Source organism: Nocardiopsis alba DSM 43377 (assembly GCF_000341225.1).
In the GTDB taxonomy this organism is placed as follows: Bacteria; Actinomycetota; Actinomycetes; order Streptosporangiales; family Streptosporangiaceae; genus Nocardiopsis; species Nocardiopsis alba.
Window position 1 is genome coordinate 507,764 of record NZ_ANAC01000010.1, and the last position, 20,465, is coordinate 528,228.

16 protein-coding genes are annotated in these 20,465 nt (G+C 70.7%); 5 read left to right on the forward strand and 11 right to left on the reverse strand.

Annotation, left to right across the window (positions count from 1 at the left end; all coding sequences use genetic code 11):
• Nucleotides 1-2 precede the first annotated feature (2 nt).
• The 10 genes from egtD to D451_RS0109575 all read right to left on the reverse strand — a co-directional run bounded on the left by egtD (nucleotide 3) and on the right by D451_RS0109575 (nucleotide 11,743).
• A complete protein-coding gene (egtD, locus tag D451_RS0109530) occupies nucleotides 3-977 on the reverse strand; it encodes an L-histidine N(alpha)-methyltransferase (protein ID WP_017534222.1) in 975 nt (324 codons plus the stop codon).
• Between the two features lie 71 nt (nucleotides 978-1,048).
• Nucleotides 1,049-1,798, reverse strand: coding sequence for an ergothioneine biosynthesis protein EgtC (gene egtC, locus D451_RS0109535; protein ID WP_017534223.1), 750 nt, complete (start codon nucleotides 1,796-1,798; stop codon nucleotides 1,049-1,051).
• The gene (gene egtB / locus D451_RS0109540; protein ID WP_014909646.1) at nucleotides 1,798-3,141 is read right to left on the reverse strand and encodes an ergothioneine biosynthesis protein EgtB; all 1,344 of its coding nucleotides are present in this window, start codon (nucleotides 3,139-3,141) and stop codon (nucleotides 1,798-1,800) included. The genes egtC and egtB overlap by 1 nt, the downstream gene beginning before the upstream one ends.
• The gene (egtA, locus tag D451_RS0109545) at nucleotides 3,138-4,436 is read right to left on the reverse strand and encodes an ergothioneine biosynthesis glutamate--cysteine ligase EgtA (protein ID WP_017534224.1); all 1,299 of its coding nucleotides are present in this window, start codon (nucleotides 4,434-4,436) and stop codon (nucleotides 3,138-3,140) included. The genes egtB and egtA overlap by 4 nt, the downstream gene beginning before the upstream one ends.
• Nucleotides 4,437-4,641: 205 nt before the next feature.
• Nucleotides 4,642-5,601: an arylamine N-acetyltransferase family protein gene (locus D451_RS0109550; protein WP_017534225.1), complete on the reverse strand. Its 960-nt coding sequence runs from the start codon at nucleotides 5,599-5,601 to the stop codon at nucleotides 4,642-4,644.
• A 134-nt stretch (nucleotides 5,602-5,735) separates the two neighbouring features.
• Entirely contained in the window at nucleotides 5,736-6,824 is a 1,089-nt protein-coding gene (locus tag D451_RS0109555) for an ABC transporter ATP-binding protein (RefSeq protein WP_026124950.1), read from the reverse strand.
• Nucleotides 6,821-7,864, reverse strand: coding sequence for an ABC transporter ATP-binding protein (locus D451_RS0109560; protein ID WP_026124951.1), 1,044 nt, complete (start codon nucleotides 7,862-7,864; stop codon nucleotides 6,821-6,823). Before D451_RS0109560 ends, D451_RS0109555 begins: the two co-directional genes overlap by 4 nt.
• Complete coding sequence (locus tag D451_RS0109565) at nucleotides 7,861-8,844, reverse strand: ABC transporter permease (RefSeq protein ID WP_017534226.1); 984 nt, start codon at nucleotides 8,842-8,844, stop codon at nucleotides 7,861-7,863. The genes D451_RS0109560 and D451_RS0109565 overlap by 4 nt, the downstream gene beginning before the upstream one ends.
• The gene (locus D451_RS0109570) at nucleotides 8,841-9,911 is read right to left on the reverse strand and encodes an ABC transporter permease (protein WP_014913469.1); all 1,071 of its coding nucleotides are present in this window, start codon (nucleotides 9,909-9,911) and stop codon (nucleotides 8,841-8,843) included. The genes D451_RS0109565 and D451_RS0109570 overlap by 4 nt, the downstream gene beginning before the upstream one ends.
• Entirely contained in the window at nucleotides 9,908-11,743 is a 1,836-nt protein-coding gene (locus tag D451_RS0109575; RefSeq protein WP_017534227.1) for an ABC transporter substrate-binding protein, read from the reverse strand. The genes D451_RS0109570 and D451_RS0109575 overlap by 4 nt, the downstream gene beginning before the upstream one ends.
• A gap of 236 nt (nucleotides 11,744-11,979) precedes the next feature.
• On the opposite strand from D451_RS0109575, the gene D451_RS0109580 reads away from it, so the two are divergent.
• From D451_RS0109580 to D451_RS0109600, 5 genes are all read left to right on the forward strand, one after another.
• Nucleotides 11,980-12,693: a metal-dependent hydrolase gene (locus D451_RS0109580; RefSeq protein WP_017534228.1), complete on the forward strand. Its 714-nt coding sequence runs from the start codon at nucleotides 11,980-11,982 to the stop codon at nucleotides 12,691-12,693.
• A gap of 67 nt (nucleotides 12,694-12,760) precedes the next feature.
• Entirely contained in the window at nucleotides 12,761-13,420 is a 660-nt protein-coding gene (locus D451_RS0109585) for an O-methyltransferase (protein WP_014913600.1), read from the forward strand.
• 57 nt (nucleotides 13,421-13,477) lie between these two features.
• Entirely contained in the window at nucleotides 13,478-14,635 is a 1,158-nt protein-coding gene (locus D451_RS0109590; protein WP_017534229.1) for an exonuclease SbcCD subunit D, read from the forward strand.
• Nucleotides 14,635-17,616 (forward strand): AAA family ATPase, encoded by a 2,982-nt coding sequence (locus D451_RS0109595; protein ID WP_017534230.1) that lies wholly within the window; start codon nucleotides 14,635-14,637, stop codon nucleotides 17,614-17,616. The genes D451_RS0109590 and D451_RS0109595 overlap by 1 nt, the downstream gene beginning before the upstream one ends.
• A gap of 34 nt (nucleotides 17,617-17,650) precedes the next feature.
• On the forward strand, nucleotides 17,651-18,079 hold the full coding sequence (locus tag D451_RS0109600; RefSeq protein ID WP_026124953.1) for a membrane protein: 429 nt from the start codon (nucleotides 17,651-17,653) through the stop codon (nucleotides 18,077-18,079).
• Between the two features lie 118 nt (nucleotides 18,080-18,197).
• On the opposite strand, the gene D451_RS0109605 is transcribed toward D451_RS0109600, so the two are convergent.
• Nucleotides 18,198-20,282, reverse strand: a complete 2,085-nt coding sequence (locus D451_RS0109605) for a cytochrome c oxidase assembly protein (RefSeq protein ID WP_017534231.1) — start codon at nucleotides 20,280-20,282, stop codon at nucleotides 18,198-18,200.
• Between the last annotated feature and the right edge of the window lie 183 nt (nucleotides 20,283-20,465).

Genomic DNA, 20,465 nt, shown 5'->3' on the forward strand with positions numbered 1-20,465 from the left:
GGTCATCGGACGGTGGCCAGGCCGAGCGCGAAGTCGCCGTTCGGGTCGGTCCACCAGTGGGCGAGGTCGAACCCGGCCGTGTCGAGTTCGGCGGACAGGCCCTCGCGGCGGAACTTCGCGGAGATCTCCGTGCGCATCTCCTCGCCCTCCGCGAAGTCCACCTCCAGGTCGAGGTCCCGTATGTGGGCGCGCAGGCGCCGTCGGGCCCGCAGCCGCATCTCGATCCACTCGTTCTCGGGGTCCCACAGGGCCACGTGGTCGAAGTCGTCCGGATCGAGGTCGCCGCCCAGCCGGTGGTCGATCACCGACAGCACGTTCCGGTTGAAGGCGGCGGTCACGCCCTGGGAGTCGTCGTAGGCGGCGACCAGACGTTCGGGGTCCTTGACCAGGTCGGCTCCGAGGAGGAGTGAGTCGCCGGGGGCGAGGGTGTCGTGGATGTCGCGGAGGAAGAGGGCCCGGGCGGCCGGTTCCTGGTTCCCGATCGTGGATCCGAGGACGGCCAGGAGCCGGCGTTCCCCCTCCCCTCCGACCGGAAGCAGCCCGAGGTGGTGTTCGAAGTCCCCGACGACGGCGTGGACGTCCAGCCCCGGATAGTCGTCGGCGACAGGTCGGGCCGAGGAGGCGAGAAAATCGCCGCTGACGTCCACCGGCACGAAACTCTCCAGGGTTCCATGGCGACTCATGGCGTCGAGGAGGAGGCGGGTCTTGACCCCGGAACCGGAGCCGAGCTCGATGAGGGCGGCGGCGTCGGCGGCCTCGGCGATCTCGTCGGAGCGATGTTCGAGGATGGCCCGCTCGGCCCGGGTCGGATAGTACTCGGGAAGCCCGGTGATCTCCTCGAACAGGACGCTGCCGCGTTCGTCGTAGAACCACTTGGGGGGCAGGCTCTTGGGGCTGGAGGTGAGCCCCTCCGCGACGTCGGCGCGCAGCGTCTTGTCCAGTTCGTCGGCGGTCAGATTACGGTCGATCCGGAACATGGTGCCTCCTGTGTCCCTGGGAGTTGTACCCGGTACGGGGCGTGGCCATGGGAAGGGTGTGGTGCTCTGAGTCAGCCGAGTGGCCGGATCTCGGTGCGCTCGTGGTCGGCGACGACCACCGAGTCCTCGGGGATCCGGTGCCAATCCGGCCCGTCGTCGAAGGGCTCCGAGGCGAGGAGGACCCCCTCCCCCGGTCGTCGTGACGTGAACAGGGTGTCCCCCGCCGTCGTCCCGACGATCGCCTCCCCGTCCGAGGCCAGCAGGTTGTAGCGCCCCTCGGAGTGCTCCCGGGCGCGTCGGACCGTCTCGGCCAGAGCGCCCACCAGGTCTCCGGAGGAACGCCACGAACGGACGGTGTGCGCGAACAGGGGCGCGGAGTCCACGGGCGCGCGTGCGTCCAGGGCGCCCGGGGGCGCGGGATGTCCGAGCCCGGCGTGGAGCGCCTCGTCGTCCTTCGCGGCCCCGTTGTGACTGAACAGCAGACGGTCGGCGCGGAAGGGTTGGGCCCCGGACTCCTCCGACCCGAACCCGACGGTGGCGTCGCGTACGGCCGCGACCACGCACCCGGAGACGATGGCCCGGGCCGCGTCCGCGAAGGAGGCGTCCCCCCAGATCGGCATGGCCCGGCGATAGCGCAGCGGCTCCGGAGCCCGCGGGCCGACCGCCTCGGGGTACCAGCCCACGCCGAACCCGTCGGCGTTCACGGTCCCGTACCGCTGGTGGCGCGGGGCCCAGGACTGGACGTGCAGCGAGTGGGGCGCCGCGTACAGCAGAGCGCGCAGGGAACGCGGCGGCCCCAGATAGGCGAGATGGCGGCACATCAGTCGCGGTCCACATCACGTGCGCAGCGGAACCCGCTGAAGATCTGCCGTCGGATCGGATGATCCCAGTTGCGGAAGGTGGAGCGCACCGCGGTGGGGTGGGTCGCCCAGGAGCCGCCCCGCAGCACCTTGTAGCCCTCGTCGAAGAAGACCTCCGAGTACTCGCGGTAGGGGAAGGCCCGGAAACCCGGATACCCGTGGAAGGTGGTGGAGGTCCACTCCCACACGTCGCCGATCATCTGACGCACCCCCAGCGGTGAGGCGCCGTCGGGATGGGCCCCCACCGGCGCGGGGCCCAGACGGCGTTGGCCGAGGTTGGCGTGGCGCGGTTCCGGTTCCTCGTCACCCCAGGGGAAACGGTGGGACCGTCCGGTGACCGGGTCGTGGCGCGCGGCCTTCTCCCATTCGGCCTCCGTGGGCAGTCTCTTGCCGGCCCAGCGCGCGTAGGCCGACGCCTCGTGGAAACTCACGTGCTGGACGGGTTCGTTCGGCGGCACGTCCTCATGACGCCCGAACCGACGCCGGGTCCAACGGCCGGCCTCCAGGGTCCAGAAGGCCGGAGCGACGGCGCCGCGCGCGGTACGCCACTCCCACCCGGCCGGGCTCCACCACCGGGGGTCCCGATAGCCGCCGTCGTCGATGAACGCCTGGTAGGCGGCGTTGCTCACCGGGGCGGCGTCGATCAGGTAGGCGGGCAGGTCGACCGTACGGGCCGGACGCTCGTTGTCGAAGGACCAGGGGTCGTCGTCGGTGCCGAGGGTGAAGGGGCCGGCGGGGACGAGCACCTCCTCGGCCTCGGGCGGGATCACCGGCCCGATCTCGGTGGAGCCCTCCAACAGGGCGGGTGCGCCTCGACGCAGCTGGTGTGTGGCGAGCATCGTCTCGTCGTGCATGTGCTCGTGCTGGATCACCATGTGGAAGACGAAACCCGCGTCCAGCAACGAGCGATCCCCGCCGGCCGGGTCCGGCGGCCGGGCGGACAGGTCGGCGCCCTCCAACGTGTCCAGGACCTCCCGACGCACCCGCTCGTTGTACTCGCGCGCCTCGTCGGGCCGCAGCAGAGGAAGGGCGACCCGGTCCGCGCGCGGGTTCTCGAAGGCGTCGTAGAGGCCGTCGATGTCGGGGCGCAGCGCCTCACGACCACCGGCGGCCCGCAACAGCCACTGCTCCTCGTAGTTGCCGATGTGCGCCAGGTCCCAGACCAGCGGCGACATCAGCGGAGAGTGCTGGGCGAGCAGGTCCTCCTCGTCCAGGCTCTCCAGGGTCAGTCCGTTACTGCGCCGCCTGCTCCGATCGAGTTCGGCGGCGATCCGTTCCTTGACACGTTCCCTCTCCACGCTCATGGCGTGCCTCCACGATCCTCGACCCGCTCCCGACCGCCGAGGTCGGTCGCGACGAACACGGTGTCCTCGGTGGGACGCGGGGCCGGAACGACACTGTCGGCGGGGCAGAGCCCGCGACGGACGTACCGTTCGGCGTAGGCGTCCACGAGACCGGCGAGCCCGGCCGCCCCCATCCGAGGCAGGGCGTCGACCGCCGCGTCGAAACAGGCCCGCGCGCACGCGGCGACCTCGGGGTCGGCGGGGCCCAGCCGGGCCGAGCGCAGCCACAGGCCCGGGGAGGGGGTCGTGTCCCCGCACAGACGCGCGGTGGCCTCCTCCGCGACGGCGCGGGCCCGCGGATCGTCGGCCAGGGCGGCGGCGAGCGCCATCGGCACCGGCCACCAGCGCGGAGGGACCGCGTCGATCATCCGCAGCTCCCACCAGCCGCGAGGGCGCAGGGGCGGGAACAGCGTGCTCAGGTGGAATTCGAGGTCGGCGGTGGTGACGGGGCGCGGCCCTCGACCCTCGACCCACTCGGCCAGGGTGATCCCCGGGTCGGCGATCCAGGATCCCCCTCCTCCGGGGAACTCGGGAACGGCCATCACCCGGGCGGCCAGGGCGTACTCGGCCCAGGCCGTGGCGGGGTCGGGCCCGGTCCCGGGTTCGAGGACCGGTCGGGTACGGCCGGAGTCGGTGGCGGCCCAGATCGCCCACCGTGTGGACTTCCAGCCGGTGGGACGGCCGCGCCAGACGGTCGAGTTGGCGAAGGAGGCCACCAGGACGGGGCCCAGGCGGTGCAGGAGACTCCAGCGTTCACGGGCGTCGTCGAGGTCGGCGCCGGTGTCCAGGCAGACCTGGAGCGAGGCGGTGCTGCACATCATGGTGCGACCACTGGGCTGACGGTGCTCGGTGAAGAAGCGCTCCATCGCCGTGTAGCGGGGCAGTCGGAGCTGACGTACCGGAGGTCGAACGGGGTCCAGGGCGGTCTCCGCCAAGGCCAGTCCGTCCTCGGCGAGGGCCTTGCCCACGTGGCGCAGGTCGGTCTCCAGGGCCTCGTGGGTCCGGGCCGGTCCCGGAAGCGCCACCGAGCTGAGCTCGATCTGGCCGCCGGGTTCGAAGGTGATCCGGCTTCCGGCGGGTGGAGGCCCGCAGGCCTCCAGCAGCGCCGAGAGGCGTTCGATGGTGACGGGTGCGGTGGGGCTCGCGAGGTCGGTGACGAGCCATTCGGTCTCGGCCCCGACCTTCCCCGGAGGTCCGGTCTTGAAGCAGACCCCGTTGATGTACTCGTGAACGTCTTCCGTGGTCATGTACGCCATGGGCTGACTCCCTCGGGATGACACCTCCAAGGTCCTGCCCCTCCGTTCGTGAAGACGAACGTGTGCGATCACCCCAAAATCCCCACGCTCCGTGAAGAAGCGGACCGGCGGAGTATCTCCGTGGGAACGGGATACCCGCCGGCCTTTCGGTTCTCCCAGAATCCGGCGGAACGGACCGCTCGACCGGCCGCTCATGTGATGCCGGTCACATATTCAGAAAACCGCGCACCCGATCCTCCACGGTGGCGCGTTCTTCCTGGTCAAGGCGGATGTCGAAGATCTCGTGCAGCACCTTCCCCACCTCGCTCACGGGCAACTCCCGCACCTCACGTTCCAAGGTGGCCCCGGACGGGTCCGCCCGGTCCGCGCCGACCCGATCGATCGTCAGGGTCGTGTTCGTCAGCGCGTACCGGGTCCCACCGACCGTCCGGGCGACCATCAGCCGGTTACCGAAGGGAGAGCGGGGGTCGGTGATGAGGTAGTGATTGAAGATGACGTAGTCCTGTGGCAGATTCGCCGCTATGGAGAAGGAGTGCAGGTTCTGCCACTCCTCACCGTCGAACGAACGCAGCAACCACTCCTCCGCGCCCACCTCGGTGATCAGATCCAGCCGCAGGTCCCAACCGTCCTGGGAGACCTGGTACCCGTCCACCAGAGGAAGCGGTTCCAACAGCCCTCCGCCGAAACCGACGTCCAGCAGCCACGACCCACCGTCCAGGTCGACCCGTAGCAGGGCGTGCGTGGAAGGACGGGGCCGCCCCTCCGCGCCCACCAGCACCCGCGCGGTGAGCGCGGTCACCGTGAACCCGAGCCGGTCCAGCACCGCGGCCAACAAGAGACCGTGCTCATAGCAGTATCCGCCACGGTGATGCCGGACCATCTTGTCCGTCAGCGACGGGACGTCCAGCGGGACGGGACGGTCCAGCAGGAGATGGATGTTCTCGAAGGGGATCGTCGCCAGGTGGGCACGGTGCACGGCGACGAGGGTGTCCAGGGTCGGGGGCGGCGGGCCCTCGCCCGACAGGCCGACCCGTTCCAGGTAAGCGCCCAGATCCAGCTCTCCGCCACGCCAGAAGTCGCGGTCGGTGAACACCGGCAGGGGTCTTGGAGCGATGCCCGGTGTGGTCGGCGACTTCGTGTTCTCGGCACTCTCGTAGATCGTCATGACCGCACCAACGGTGCCCGAGATGTCGCTGTTCCACCTTCGTGGGGGTCTCCTCCGGCCGGAATAAACCGGAGGGAACGGGTGTGGAAGCGCGCGTTCCGGAGACGTCCACGGTCAAGGCACCGGCGCCCGACTCAAGAGGACATGGGGCCCTCCACCGTCCGCGGGCTCTCGGGCCCGCCGACGCGGGCCGCCCAGTGGCAGGCCGTCCGATGGCCCGGCCCGCCCGCCAACACCTCGGGGTCCACGCTCGTGCACATGTCCGCCACACCGGCCCTCGCGGCCTCGCCCGAGGCCAGGACCGGGCAGCGGGGATGGAAGCGACACCCCGTGGGCACCCGCTTGGGGTCCGGCGGCTCGCCGCCGAGCACCACGGGCCCCTCCTCCACCCCGGAGTCCGGGAGCACCGACAGCAGGGCACGCGTATAGGGGTGCTCGGGGGCGGACAGCACCTCCTCCACCGTGCCGACCTCAACCACCCGCCCCAGGTACATCACCGCGACACGGTCGGCGATGTTCCACGCCAGGCCGAGGTCGTGCGTGGCGACCAGGGCGGACAGGCCGAGGTTCTCCCGCAACTCCAACATCAGCCGCAGGATCTCTCCCCGCACCGAGGCGTCCAGCGAGGCCACCGGTTCGTCCGCCACCAGCACCTCGGGGTCCAGGATCAGGGCTCCGGCGATCACCACGCGTTGGCGCTGGCCGCCGGAGAGCTCGTGCGGGTAGCGGGACAGGAACCTCTCCGGAGGCCGCAGACCCGCCCGGGACAGGGCCCGGGCCACGCGTTCGTACTCGTCGACGGTGGTGCCCTCGTGGATGCGCAGCCCCTCGACGACCGACTCGTAGACGGTGCGACGCGGGTTGAGCGAACCCATCGGGTCCTGTTGGACGAGCTGGACCCGACGCCGATAGTCGCGCAGGTCCCGGGAGCGGTGGCTCAGCGGGGCGCCTTCGAACAGCACCCGCCCGCCGGTGGGTCTCTCCAGGCCGAGCAGGGTGCGGGCCAGGGTGGTCTTGCCGCAGCCGGACTCACCGACCAGGGCGACGATCTCGCCGGCCGCCACGTCCAGGTCGACCCCGTCCACGGCCCGTGCGGTCCCCCGTCCTCCACCCGGGCCCACTCCGGAGGAGAAGGCCACCTCGACGGCCTCGGCCCTCAGGATCGGAGTCTCGTCCGTGTCGGTGCCGACGGTGGAGGTCTGGGGGTCGGTCTCGGCGCTCAACGGCTCGTCTCCTCTGTACTCGTCTCCCCCGGGGTCGACGCTCCCTCGATCCCGTCGCGACCGGAGCCGACGTGCACACAGGCGGCGCGCCGCTCCGAGTGCCCTACCGCGTCGGGTCGGACCGGCCACAGCGGGGGGTCGACGGTGGCGCACACGGTCTCGACCATGGCGCAGCGCGGCCGGAAGGCGCACCCCGAGGGCGGGTCGGCCGGATCGGGCGGATCTCCGGGGAGCCCGCGCGGGGCCAGCCGCGAGGCGGGGTCGCCGATCTTGGGGAAGGCCGCGCTGAGCGCGCTCGCGTAGGGATGGGCGGGGTCGTGTACGACCTGGTGGGCGGGGCCCTCCTCCACGATCCGTCCGGCGTACATGACCGCGACCCTCTTGCAGGTGGCCGAGAGTACGGACAGGTCGTGGCTGATCATCAGCATGCCGATGCCGTTCTCCTCCACCAGGCGTTCCAGCAGGGCGAGGATCTGTGCCTGGATCATCACGTCCAGGGCGGTGGTGGCCTCGTCCGCGATGATCAGACGCGGTTCGCAGGCCAGGGCCATGGCGATCATCACGCGTTGGCGCTGACCGCCGGAGAGCCGGTGGGGGTGGTCCTGTGCGCGGGAGGCCGGCAGTCCCACCTGTTCGAGGAGTTCGGCCACGCGTTCCTCGACCCGCTTGGCGGGCACGGTCCCGTGGACGAGGAGGGGCTCGGCGATCTGATCGCCGATCCGTCTGACCGGGTTCAGGGAGTGCATGGCCCCTTGGAAGACCACGGAGGCGCCGACCCAGCGGACGGCGCGCAGACGCCCCCACTTCATGGTGAGGACGTCCTCGCCCTCCAGGAGGATCCGTCCGGTGACCCGGGTCCCGGCGGGGAGCAGCCGCAGCAGGGCCAGGGCCACGGTGGACTTGCCGCTGCCGGACTCCCCGGCCACACCGAGGGTGTCGCCCGGTTCCAGGGACAGGTCGACGCCGCGGACGGCGGGGACGTCGCCGGCGCCGCTCGTATAGGTGACGTTCAGGTCTCGGACATCGAGGAGTCCGCTCAACTCCGCCTCCTCAGTCGTGGGTTGATGACGGCCTCGACCGCGCGCCCGCACAGGGTGAAGGAGAGCGCGACCACGGCGATGGCGAGGCCGGGCGGGACGATGTACCACCAGATGCCGGCGCTGATCGCGCCCGAGGTCCGGGCCGCCTGGAGGAGGGCGCCCCAGGAGATGGTGGTGGGGTCGCCCATGCCCAGGAACGCGAGGGTGGACTCGGCGATGATGGAGGTGGCCACCAACAGGGTGGTCTGGGCGAGGACGACGGGCATCACGTTGGGCAGGACGTGCCAGCCCATGACGTGGGCGTGGCCACCGCCGAGGGCGCGGGCCCTCTCCACGTAGGGGCGTGCCTCCACGGCCAGGGTCTGGGCCCGGACCAGACGCGCGGTGGCCGGCCAGACCGTGAGGCCGATCGCGAGGATGATGGTGCCGGTGCCGCGCGGCAGGACGGCGGCCAGGGCCACCGCCAGCACCAGGGTCGGCAGGACCAGGAACCAGTCGGTGACGCGCATGATGATCGAGGCGACGACGCGCCCGCCGGTGCCTCCGGAGGAACCGAAGTGTCCGGCGGTGATCCCCGCCAGGGTGCCCAGGGACACCGAGACGAACGTGGCCAGCAGGCCGACGGTCAACGAGACCCGTGCTCCCCAGATGATGAGGTCCAGGACGGAACGACCGAAGTTGTCGGTACCGAGCGGGTGGTCGCCGCCGGGGGGCTGGAAGGGATCGCCCGGGGCTCCGGTGACCGTCAGGTGGGTCTGGTCGATGAACAGGGGAGCGGTCAGCGCCAGGGCTCCGATGACGAGCAGCGAGACCAGACCGAACATCCCGGCCCGGTTGCGCGCGTACTCACGGGCGAAGCGGAGCAGGGCCTCTCGGCGTCGACGCCGGGCCAGGGACCGGGGCGACCGACCCGCGGTCGGTTCCGGTCCGGTGGGCGGTTCGGGGCGTGGTCCGGGGACGGATCCTGTGGGCGCGCTCATGGGCGCACCCGGGGGTCGAGCAGCGGGTACACCAGGTCGGCCAAGAGGTTCATGAGGATCACCGAGGCCGCGAAGACCACGAACAGGCCCTGGACGAGGCCGATGTCGGGGACCTGTAGGCCGGAGTAGAAGAGCTGTCCGAGACCGGGCCAGGAGAAGACCGTCTCCACGAGGATGACCCCGGACACGACCTGTCCGAGGTTGAGGAAGATCAGGGTGACCGTCGGCAACAGGGCGTTGGGGACGGCGTGCCTGCGGCGGACCAGGGCGTCGCGCAGGCCTTTGGCCCGGGCGGTGGTCAGGTAGTCGGCCCCCTTCTCGTCCATCAGGGAGGAGCGCATGATCATCAGGTACTGGGCGTAGATGACGGCCACCATGGTGACGATCGGCAGCACCATGTGCTGCGCGGTGCTCAGCGCCCTCTCCACCGGGCCGGTGAGGGTGGGGTCGACCATGCCGCCGGTCGGGAACAGGCCGGGCATGAACCCTCGTCCCGAGGCCAGCAGGACGATGAGCAGCAGGCCGAGCCAGAAGGTGGGCACCGACCAGAAGAACAGGGCGACGGCGGTGTTGATCCGGTCGCCTCGTCCCCCCGGTCGCCATCCGGCTCGGGTGCCCAGGAACAGGCCGAGGAGCGCGGCGATGATCGTGCCCGTGCCGGCGAGCAGCAGGGTCGGTCCCAGACGCTCCAGGATGAGGTCGGCGACCGGTTCGCGGTACTGGAACGAGACGCCCAGGTCGAAGTGGAGCAGACCCTTGGCGTAGTCGAGGAACTGGAGCCACAGGGGTTGGTCGAGGCCGAACTGGCGGCGCAGCTCCTCGCGCTGTTCCGCGGTGACCTCGCGTCCTTCGGTCATGGCGCGGACGGGGTCGCCGGGCAGGATCCTGAAGAGGAAGAACCCGGCGACGATCACCGCGAACAGGGACACGATGGCGGTCAGGAGCCGGCCGAGCACGTAGACGGCCACGCTCGCGGCCCGTCCCGGTCCTCGGGGCCCCGCCGGGGCGGGGGCGTCGTCCGCCCCCGCCCCGGTCGGTCCGTCCGCCGCTGTGGGCGTGGTCGTCACTCGCGGTCCTCCATGGTGGAGCGTCGGCGGAAGAAGAGGAAGGCCCCGGCGACCACCAGGACGAGGGCTCCGACCCCGATGCCGATGACCGCCCCGGTGGACGGCCCCCCGGTCGGGGAGCCGGAGGTCTCGGCGGGCTGCGCCGACCACCAGGCCCAGTAGCCGTCCTGGCCCCAGATGTTGCCGCCCTCGGCCGGTTCGAGCTGGAGATCCTCGATCTGGTCGGTCCGGTAGGCCTCCAGGATGTTCGGGTAGGTCAGGACGTTGACCACGGCCTCCCGGTAGAGGACCTCCTGGAGCCGGTGGATCAGTTCGGCCCGCTTCTCGGGGTCGTACTCGGCCAGCTGCGCCTCGTAGAGCTCGTCGTACTCCTCGTCGCAGAAGTAGGCGTCGCCCTGCATGGTGCCGGGTTCGGTGGGCAGCGCTCCGCACGTGTGGATGCTGAGCACGTAGTCGGGGTCGGGGTTGACCGTCCACCCGGTGAAGATGAGGTCGTACTCGGCGTCGTAGAGGGCGTCGCTGAGGATGCCCGGGTCGACGGTCCTGTTGTCGATCTCGATGCCGACGTCGGCGAGCCGTTCGGCGATGACCAGCCCGGCCTGGACGTTGTCCGGGCGGTCGGAGTGGACGAACATGCGCAGCTCGAGACGGTCGCCGTCGGGCGAGACGCGTACGCCGTCGTCGCCCCGTTCGTAGCCCGCCTCGTCGAGCATCTCGTTGGCGGCGTCGGGGTCGAAGTCGAGGATCGCCTCCTCTCCTTCGGGGGACCAGTGGAAGTCGGAGTAGCGCGGCGGAATGTAGCCGCCGGCCGCGACGGCCTGGCCGTTGGAGCCCTGGCGGACGATCTCCTCGTTGTCGATGGCCTTGACGATGGCCTGGCGCAGGGTCAGGTCCTCGAGCGCGGGATGTCCGTCGCCGAACTCCTCGCCGTCCTGGGTGACGGCCCCGGGGTTGATGGTGAAGGCCTGGAAGCGCTTGCCGTCGGCGATGTTGACGGCGATGTCCTCGACCGATTCCAGGGAGGTGATCTGGGCGTCGGTGAGCTCGTAGACGAAGGAGACCTCGCCGCTTCGGAGCGCCTCCACGGCGGCGTCCTTCTCCGAGTAGTAGCGGAAGTACAGCTCGTCGAAGCCCGGGGCGCCGCGCCAGTGGTCGGGGTTGGCCCGCAGCATGATGTGCTCGCCCCGCGAGTGCTCGGTGAGGACGAAGGGGCCGCTGCCGACCGTGGGCAGGTCGTCGCCGGTGTACTCGGAGAAGGCGTCGCCCTCCTCCTCCAGGATCGGTTCCCAGACGTGGCGGGGGACGATCGGCACGTTGAGCGCGGTCATCGTGGCCTGGGGCTCGTCCAGTTCGATGACGACCGTGCGGTCGTCCTCGGCGGTGACCTTCTCGAACCCGGAGACGTAGTTGCCGGAGGCGATGGCGGCGGCGTCGTTCTCCATGATGGTGGTGAACGTCCACGCCACGTCGTCGGCGGTGAGCTGCTCGCCGTCGCTGAAGTAGACGTCGTCCCGAAGGTCGAAGGTCCAGGTCAGGCCGTCTTCGGAGGTCTCCCAGCCCTCGGCGAGGGAGGGCGCGGGCCCGTTGGTCTCCGGGTCGATGGTGACGAGCCGGTCGTAGACGTGCCGGAGGATGTTGGTGGTGACCGCCAACTGCGCGGTGAAGGGGTTGAACGAGTCGACCTGTTGCGCGATGGCGACGGTGAGCCTGCTGCCATCGCCCTCCTGGGCCGCGGCGGGGACCGCGGACAGTCCGCCGATGAGAACCAGCGCGGCGGTGGAGGCCGCCGTCCGTCGGAGAAGGGTGCCGGTGGGAGGATCATGATGGTTCATAACGGCCCCTGTCAGGATTCGTGGGGTGGTGGCCTGGCCACCTGGGGGTTGTTGGTTGTTTACCAACTGGGTGTGATGAGCGTCAATGATCTTCGAGGTGAGGCGTGATATCGCAACACATTCGACTCCGGACCTGGTAATACGGTCGTTTTGTGGTGGTTGAGTGTCGAATGTTCATCTGACCGAAACCGCCCTCCGGTTCGCGGTGATCGACCGACTCCGCTACGGTTCCCGCCATGATGGGGCACTCTCACGCACTCAGCGGCGTGGTCGGTTGGATGGCGGTCGTACCGTTCGTCCAAGGCAGCGAATTCCTCGGGCTCAGCTTCGAACTCGGGCCCGGCGAGATCGTCGCCGGCTCATTGGTGTGCGCGGGTGCCGCCCTCCTCCCCGATCTGGACCACAAGAGCGCGACGGTCACCAAGACCTACGGAAAGGTCACCGAGACCCTCGGTGGCATTCTGAACTGGGCCTTCGGCGGGCACCGCATGGGAACGCACTCGTTCTTCTTCGCCGCTCTCATGGGGACCATCGTGACGCTCCTGGCCCTGTGGTCGGAGCTCGCCGTGCAGATCTTCGTCTTCCTGCTCATCGGCATCGCCCTCCAAGGGCTGGGTTTCGGCCTGGACAAGAACCGGGCCGCCTCGGGGGTCATCAACGCCCTGGGCACGGCGGCGATCACGCTCGGGCTCTACGCCGCCGGCCTGAACTACACCTGGTTGGGCGTGGCCGTCGCCTTCGGCGTGATCCTGCACTTCTTCGGCGACATGATCACCAAGATGGGCGTGCCGATCTTCTGGCCCTTCTGGAAGAAGCGCATCGGCCAGAACCAGGGCTTCGTCACCAACGGCCCCGTGGAGCAGAAGGTGGTCACCCCCCTGCTCACCGTCGGCGTCATCGTGGGCTCGATCTACCTCTTCGACTGGCCCACCCTGCTCCCCGACCACTGACCCGGCGCCGGGCCGAGCCCTCAGGGGTTCCGTCCTCCGACGGGGAACGGATCCTAGGCTGTCGCCTGTGACTCGAACCTCGGAAGCCCTCACGCCGGAACTGCACGCCTACATCGTCGCCCACACCGAGCCGGTGGACCCCGTCCTGGCCGACCTGGCCGAGGAGACCGCCCGTCTCTTCCCGGATCGGAAGGGGATGCAGATCGGCCCCGAACAAGGGGTCTTCAGCACTCTGCTCACCCGGATCTCCGGAGCCCGGAACGCGGTGGAGATCGGGACCTTCACCGGATACTCGTCCATCTGCTTCGCCCGGGGGCTCCCCGAGGACGGCACACTCCTGACCCTGGACGTCAGCGAGGAGTGGACCTCGGTGGCCCGCCGCTACTGGGAGCGCGCCGGGGTCGACGGGAAGATCGAACTGCGGCTCGGTCCGGCCCTGGACTCGCTCCGCGCTCTGCCCGACGACACCCGCTTCGACCTGGCCTTCGTGGACGCGGACAAGACCGGGTACGTGGACTACTGGGAGGAACTGGTACCCCGGATCCGTCCGGGCGGCCTGATCCTGGCCGACAACACCCTCTCCCACGGGCGTGTGGTCGACCCCGAGGAGACCTCCCCCGCCGTCCAGGGCATCCGCGACTTCAACGAACGGCTCGTCTCCGACGACCGGGTCGAACAGGTCCTGCTCCCGATCGGCGACGGACTGACCCTGGCCCGTAAACGCTGACCCCCGTCGTCCACAGGTAGGCCGGTTCTCCCGGCGGGGACGGCCCCGACTCCGATAATGTCCGGTTCCATGCGCCTGCTGCACTCATCGGACTGGCATCTGGGTCGTTCCTTCCACCGGGAGAACCTCATCGACGCCCAGGCCGCCTTCCTGGACCACCTCGTCGACACCATCCACGAAGAGCGCGTCGACGTGGTGGTGGTCTCCGGAGACCTCTACGACCGGGCCCTGCCACCGGTGGACGCCGTGCGCCTGTTCGACCGTGCCCTGGGCAGGATCCGCGACACCGGGGCCCGGGCGGTGCTGATCAGCGGCAACCACGACTCCATGACGCGCATGGCCTTCGCCACGGACCTGATCGACTCCTCCGGCGTCCACCTGCGCAGCTCCCTGGACGGGGTCGGGACCCCCGTCCTCATCGAGGACGAGCACGGCCCGGTCGCCTTCTACGGCATCCCCTACCTGGAACCGGAGATCGCCCGTCACCACTGGAACCTGACCGAGCGCGGCCATCCGGCCGCCATCGGCCACGCCATGGATCTGATCCGGGCCGACCTCGCCGAACGCCCGGGCGTCCGTTCCGTGGTGCTCTCGCACGCCTTCGTCACCGGCGGAGAGGGCTCCGACAGCGAACGCGACATCTCCGTCGGCGGTGCCTCGCACGTTCCGGCCTCGATCTACGACGGTGTGGACTACGTGGCCCTGGGCCACCTGCACGGACGTCAGACCATCACCCCCACGGTCCGGTACCCGGGCAGCCCGCTGGCCTACTCCTTCTCCGAGGAGCACCACCGCAAGGGCTGCTGGCTGGTGGACCTGGACGCCGACGGCTTCGCGGGGGCCGGGTTCGTCGACGCGCCCGTGCCGCGACCCCTCGCCCGGATCCGCGGCCGTATCGAGGACCTGCTCTCCGGCGAGGAGTGGGAGCGTTACGTCGACCACTGGCTCCAGATCACCCTCACCGACCACCGTCGCCCCGCCCGCCCCATGGAACGGCTGCGCGAACGCTTCCCGTACGCCCTGCTGTTGGAGTTCGCCCCCGAGGGCGGACCCACCGAGTACCGTCCCGTCACCGCGGCCGTCGCCGAACGCCCCGAACGCGACGTGGTCGCCGACTTCGTCGAATGGGCCCGCGGCGCCCCGCCGACCCCCGAGGAGCGCGCGCTCGTCGACCGGGCCGTCGAGGAGGTCCGTCTCCAGGAAGGCACCCGCTGATGCGTCTGCACACCCTCACCGTGACCGCCTTCGGTCCCTTCGCCGGGACCGAGAGGGTCGACTTCGACCGTCTGGGGCGGGGCGGGCTCTTCCTCATCCACGGCCCCACCGGCGCCGGCAAGACCTCCGTGCTGGACGCGGTCTGCTTCGCCCTGTACGGCGGTGTCCCCGGCGCCCGCAACAAGGACCGCTCCCCCAAGAGCGACCACTCCCCGCCCGATCTGGAACCGGAGGTGACCCTGGAGTTCACCGTCCGGGGACGCCGGATCAGGATCATCCGCAAACCCCGTTGGGAGCGACCCAAGAAGCGGGGCGTGGGCACCGTCTCCCAGAATCAGAAGGTCGTCGTCTCCGAGCTGGTGGAGGGGGCCTGGCAGGGGGTCACCACCCGGCCGGACGAGGCCGGACAGTTCGTCGGAGACCTGCTGGGGCTCACCCTCACCCAGTTCTGCCAGATCGTCATGCTGCCCCAGGGGGACTTCGCCCAGTTCCTGCGGGCCCGCTCCGACGACCGCCGCAAGTCCCTGGAACGGATCTTCAACACGAGGGTCTTCCGGGACGTGGAGGAGTGGTTGGGCGGCCACACCCGAAAGCTCGAACGCGAGGTGCGTTCCGCCGAGGAACGGGTGCGCGAGGTCGCCGGGCGCATCGCCGAGGTGTGCGGCTCCACCGCGCCGAACGACCCCGAGGAGCTCACCGCCTGGGCCGCCGAGCTGGCGGTGGTGACCGCCGCGACCGCGCGCGACGCCGAGGCGATCACGGAGGCGGCCGCTCTGGAGCGAGGACGGGCGCGGGAGGCGTTGTCCGCCGGTCGGACCCTGCGGGATCGTCGCGACCGCCTGGCCGCGGCCCGCGAGCGGGTCGCCCTGCTGGAGGAGCACCGACCCTGGCGGGCCGAGGCCGAGGAACGGTTGATCTCGGCCGAACGCACCGACGCGGTCACGCCGTTCCTGCGCGCCCGGAACCAGCGGCGCACCGAACTGGAGAAGGCGGAGATGACCGCCGTCGACCGGCTGTCCCTGGTCGGCGGATGGTCCGGTGTCGACACGACCGGGATGGTCGACGCCGAACCCCTGCGCGCCGCCGAACGGATCCGACACGACGAGCTGGCCCGGCTGGACCTCCTGCGCGAGGACGCCGAGCGTCGTCGCTCCCTGCACCGCGAACTCACCGGGCTGGATCGTGAACTGACCACGCTGCGCGCCGAGGCGGCCCGGACCCGTGAACGGGGCCTGACCCTGCCCGCCCGGGTGGAGACGATCACCGGCGAGCTGGAGCGCGCCCGGGAGCGGGCCGTGCTGCTGGACTCGGCACGGCTCGCCCTGGAGGCCGCCGAACGCCGCGGGAACGCCGTCGTGGAGGTCGAACGGCTCGACGACGAGGTGGCGCGGGCCGAGGAACGCCGCAGGGTCGCGGTCGACGCGGCGCAGGAGGCCCGGGACCGGGCCCAGGACCTGCGCGAACGCCGGATCGGGCACATGGCGGCGGAGCTCGCGTCCGGGTTGACCGAAGGCTCGCCCTGCGCGGTGTGCGGTGCGACCGCGCACCCTTCCCCCGCCCTCCCCAGCGAGGAGGGGCTGGTCTCGGCCGAGGAGGAACGGCGGGCCCAGGCCGGCGCCGAGTCCGCCGCGACCCGACGCGCCGAGGCCGAGAACGACCTGGTGTCGTTGCGCGAGCGGCGCTCGGCGGCCCTCGAACGGACGGAGGGGCGCGACGCCGCCGCGGCCGCCGAGGAGGTGGACACCGCCGGACGCGCCCTCGTCGACGCCCGCGAGGCGGTCGCCGAGGTGCGGCGGCACGAGGAGGAGCTGTCGCAGGCCCGGACCGAGCTGGAGCGGGTCCGCTCACGCGAGGGCGAACTGGACCGGCGGGAGAGCGAACTGCTCGCCCGCCGGGAGAGCGCCACCGCCGAACACGAACGGTTGACCGCCCTGCTGGACCGGGCCCGAGGTCGGGACGCGGGGCTGGACGAACGGGTCGCCAGGGTCACCGGTGAGGCGGAGCTGCTGCGCGAGGCGGCCGAGGCGGTGGACCGACGGGCTCGGGCCGCCGAGGAACTGCGTTCCGCCGAGGTCGAGGTGACCGAGGCGATGGCGGAGGCCTCGTTCGCCGATGAGACCGAGGTGCGCTCGGCCGTGTTGGAGGAGTCCGAGCGGCGAGGGCTGCGGGCCCGGGTCCGTGACTTCGACGACCAGTGGGCGGCGGCCCGGGCCCGCCTGTCGGACCCCGAATTGATGGCAGCCGAGGCGGAGGAGGCGCCGGACCTGGTCTACCTGGAGACCGCGGCGGTCGCGGCCGAACGGGCCGCCGACCGCACGGTGGCCTGGCGGGGTGGTCTCGTCGACCGGGCCCGCAGGGCGGCGGAGCTGAGAATCGCCCTGGCCGACCGGTTGTCCGGTTCCGAACCCGTCCTGCGCCGCTACGCGGTGGCCCAGGGTCTGAGCACTCTGGCCGCCGGGACCTCCCCGGACAACACCGACAGCGTGCGTCTGTCCGCCTACGTGCTCGCGGCGCGCCTGGAACAGGTGGTGGCGGCCGCCAACGATCGTCTGGCGACGATGTCGGACGGCCGTTACGAACTGAGATACACGGTGGACAAGGCCGCCGGAGACGGGCGCGCCCGTTCGGCGGGCGGGCTCGGTATGCGGGTGGTCGACTCCTGGACCGGGGCCGAACGCGATCCGGCGACCCTCTCGGGCGGTGAGACCTTCTTCAGTTCTCTGGCCCTGGCCCTGGGGCTCGGGGACGTGGCCACCGCCGAGGCCGGTGGGACGGAGATCGACACCCTCTTCGTGGACGAGGGGTTCGGGACCCTGGACGAGGACACCCTGGAGGAGGTCCTGGACGTGCTGGACCGGTTGCGCGATGGCGGCCGCGCCGTGGGTGTGGTGAGTCACGTCGCGGATCTGCGTCAGCGGGTGACCACCCGGTTGACCGTGCGCAAGAGCTCCTCCGGCTCCCGGGTCGAGCACCACGGCTGACCCCGGGTCGGGGCACCCGCGCGGCGGTGGGACAATGACCAGCGTGAATTCGCTGGTCAACATCGCCGTGTTCGGAATCGGGGGCGCCGTCCTGGTGGCGGCCCTGATCGGTCTGCTCCTCGTGCTCTCCGGGAGTTCCCGGGGGCTGCCACCCCGGGTCCTCACCGGCTTCGGGGTCGTGTCGATCGTGCTCTGGGTGGTGCTCCCGGCGTTGGCCGCGCTGAACGCGATGTCCGCCGGGTTCGGCTTCTGGGTGGGTTTCGGCACCGCGAGCGTCGTGGCCATGGTGATGTACGCGGTGAACGCCGCGATGCTGCCGATGGTGGCCCGTCGTCAGGCGCTGGTGAGCGGGCGTTCCTCGCTCGCCGGGATCAAGCCCACCCCGTCGGTGCTGTCGGGCGGCCTGTTCGTCTGCCTGGCCATGTCGCTCCTGGTGACCGGGGTCATGGCCTTCCTCACCTGAGCCGTCTTCGACGCCGACCACGTTCGTTCGTGGAGCGGCGCCTCTCCACGTGACGATGCCGGGGTCCCTCCGTGAGGGGCCCCGGCATCGTCGTCACGGATGCGCGGATCCGATCGGGTCAGGCCTGTCCCTCTCGGGAGCGGCGGTCCAGTTCGGCCAGGTAGTCGTTGTAGGCGTCCATGTCGGCGTCGTCGGAGCCGCCGCGACGGCTGTGCCGTTCCCGTCGGCGTTCCTGACGTTCGTCGTCACGGGACCACTGCCAGACCAGCGCCAACAGCACCATGACCGTGGGGATCTCGCCCAGGGCCCAGGCCACACCGCCGCCCGCGTACTGGTCCGCGCCCTGGTCGGCCATCCACGGGATCGTGAACTGGCCGTAGAACTCCATCGCCATCGGCGCGGACTGTTCCATGATCGCGATGCCGAAGAAGGCGTGGAAGCCCATGGCGACCAGCAGCAGCAGGATGCGCAGCAGGAACGGGATCTTCCTCGGCGACGGGTCGATGCCGACGATCACCCAGTAGAAGAGGAAGCCCGAGAGCAGGAAGTGCACCCCCATGAACAGGTGACCGAGGTGGTCGTTCATCAGGGTGGGGAACAACGGTGTGAAGTAGAGGGCGTAGGGGCTGAGCACGAAGATCGGCGCGGCCACCGCGGGGTGGGTGACGACCTTCGAGTAGCGGCTGTTGAGGAAGGCGTTGAGCCACTCCCTCGGTCCCCGGTCGCCGCGGCGTTCGGCCGGGCGCAGCGCGCGCAGGGCCAGGGTGGCCGGGGCGCCCAGGACCAGCAGGATCGGGATGACCATGGCCAGCACCATGTGCTGGATCATGTGCATCGAGAACATGATCATCGCGTAGGTCGCGAACCCGCTGAGCTGGACCGCGACGACGCACAGCAGACCGAGCAGGAAGGCGACGGTGCGGCCGACCGGCCAGCTGTCGCCCCGCTTGACCAGACGCGCGACCCCGCCCAGGTACAGGCCTCCGGCGATGACCACGAACATGATGAAGAACAGGTCAGGGCGCCAGAGGGTGAGCAGGTTCTGGAAGGTCATCTCGGGCGGGATCGGGAAGCCGAGGATGGCCGCCGCCGGGTCGACGGTGCTCTCCAGCGGCGGAGGCGGCGCGGTGCGGGCCAGGCCCGCGGAGACGCCCATCACCGCCGCCATGACGAGGATCTCGGCCCCGGCCAGACGCAGGAAGTTCCAGCGGCGGAAGGCGTGGCCGGCCTTCCCCACGGGAGCCTGCTCGATGCGGACCACCGTGGCCTTGCGGTGGGCGTAGCCGAAGGCACCGAGGACCGCGAAGAGGACGACCTTGACGATGATGATGCGCCCGTACTCGGTGCCGAACAGGTCGTCGAGGGAGTAGAGGCGGGCCAGGGCGCTGGCGACGCCGCTGATCGCGACGCCGACGTAGGCCCACAGCGCCATACGACTGAAGCGGTGCGCCGCGGCCCCGGGGGCCTCTCCCTCGGGGCGCAGGGCGTGGTAGGTGACCGCGGCCAGGCCGCCCACCCACACGCTGATCGAGATCACGTGGAGGGCGAGGCCGGTGACGGCCAGCTCGTGCGCTCCGGAGGAGGCCGAGTGACCGGTCAGCGCGGGCGGGGTGATCGCGACCAGGGCGGCGATGAGCAGCCACATGCCACCGGTGGCGCCGGTGGTCGTGCGGCCGAACAGGGCGATCCCCGTCGTGAGGAGGATGACGAACATCAGCGCGATGCCGCCGGAGACCGAGCCCGCGTAGGAGGTGACCTCGTCGACGGTCACGGTCCCCATCGGCGCGGCCAGGAACTCCGAGGCCTGGAAGTACAGGGTGGCGACCGTCGCCAGGGCCCAGGCCAGGGCGGCCCAGGTGGCGGCGCGGACGTATCCGATGGCCTGGTCCGACAGCCTCCCCTTGAAGGAGGGGAGGAGCAGGATCGCCATGAGGAGGAGGCCGATGGTCAGTACGGCCGAGACGTCCATGATGGTCTTGGCGATGGGCATGCCCCAGCGCACGGCCTCACCGGCGTCGGGAAGTCCTGGGATGACCTGGGCGAAGACCGAGCCGCCCAGAACGAGGGTGGCGCCCAGGGCGAGGGCGCACACCAACGCGGCGATCATGGCGAAGAGCGGGACGATGCCGGTGCCCGGGGCCGGGTCCGAGTCGGTTCGAGGTTCCTTGAGAGGGGATGTGTCGTTCTGTGCGGGAGGAGCCACGTGCCACTCCGTCGTCGAGTGCGGTCAACTGGTAGGTCAGCGCCCTTGGCCGTGATGGCCACCGCACTTCTTTCAACGGGAATCCGGCAGGGGCCGTGCACGGAGGAACACCTCGACCAAGGTTAGACCGTTTACTACACAGTGTCGGACTTGGTCCCTCCCGACCATCCCCCCGTACGCGAA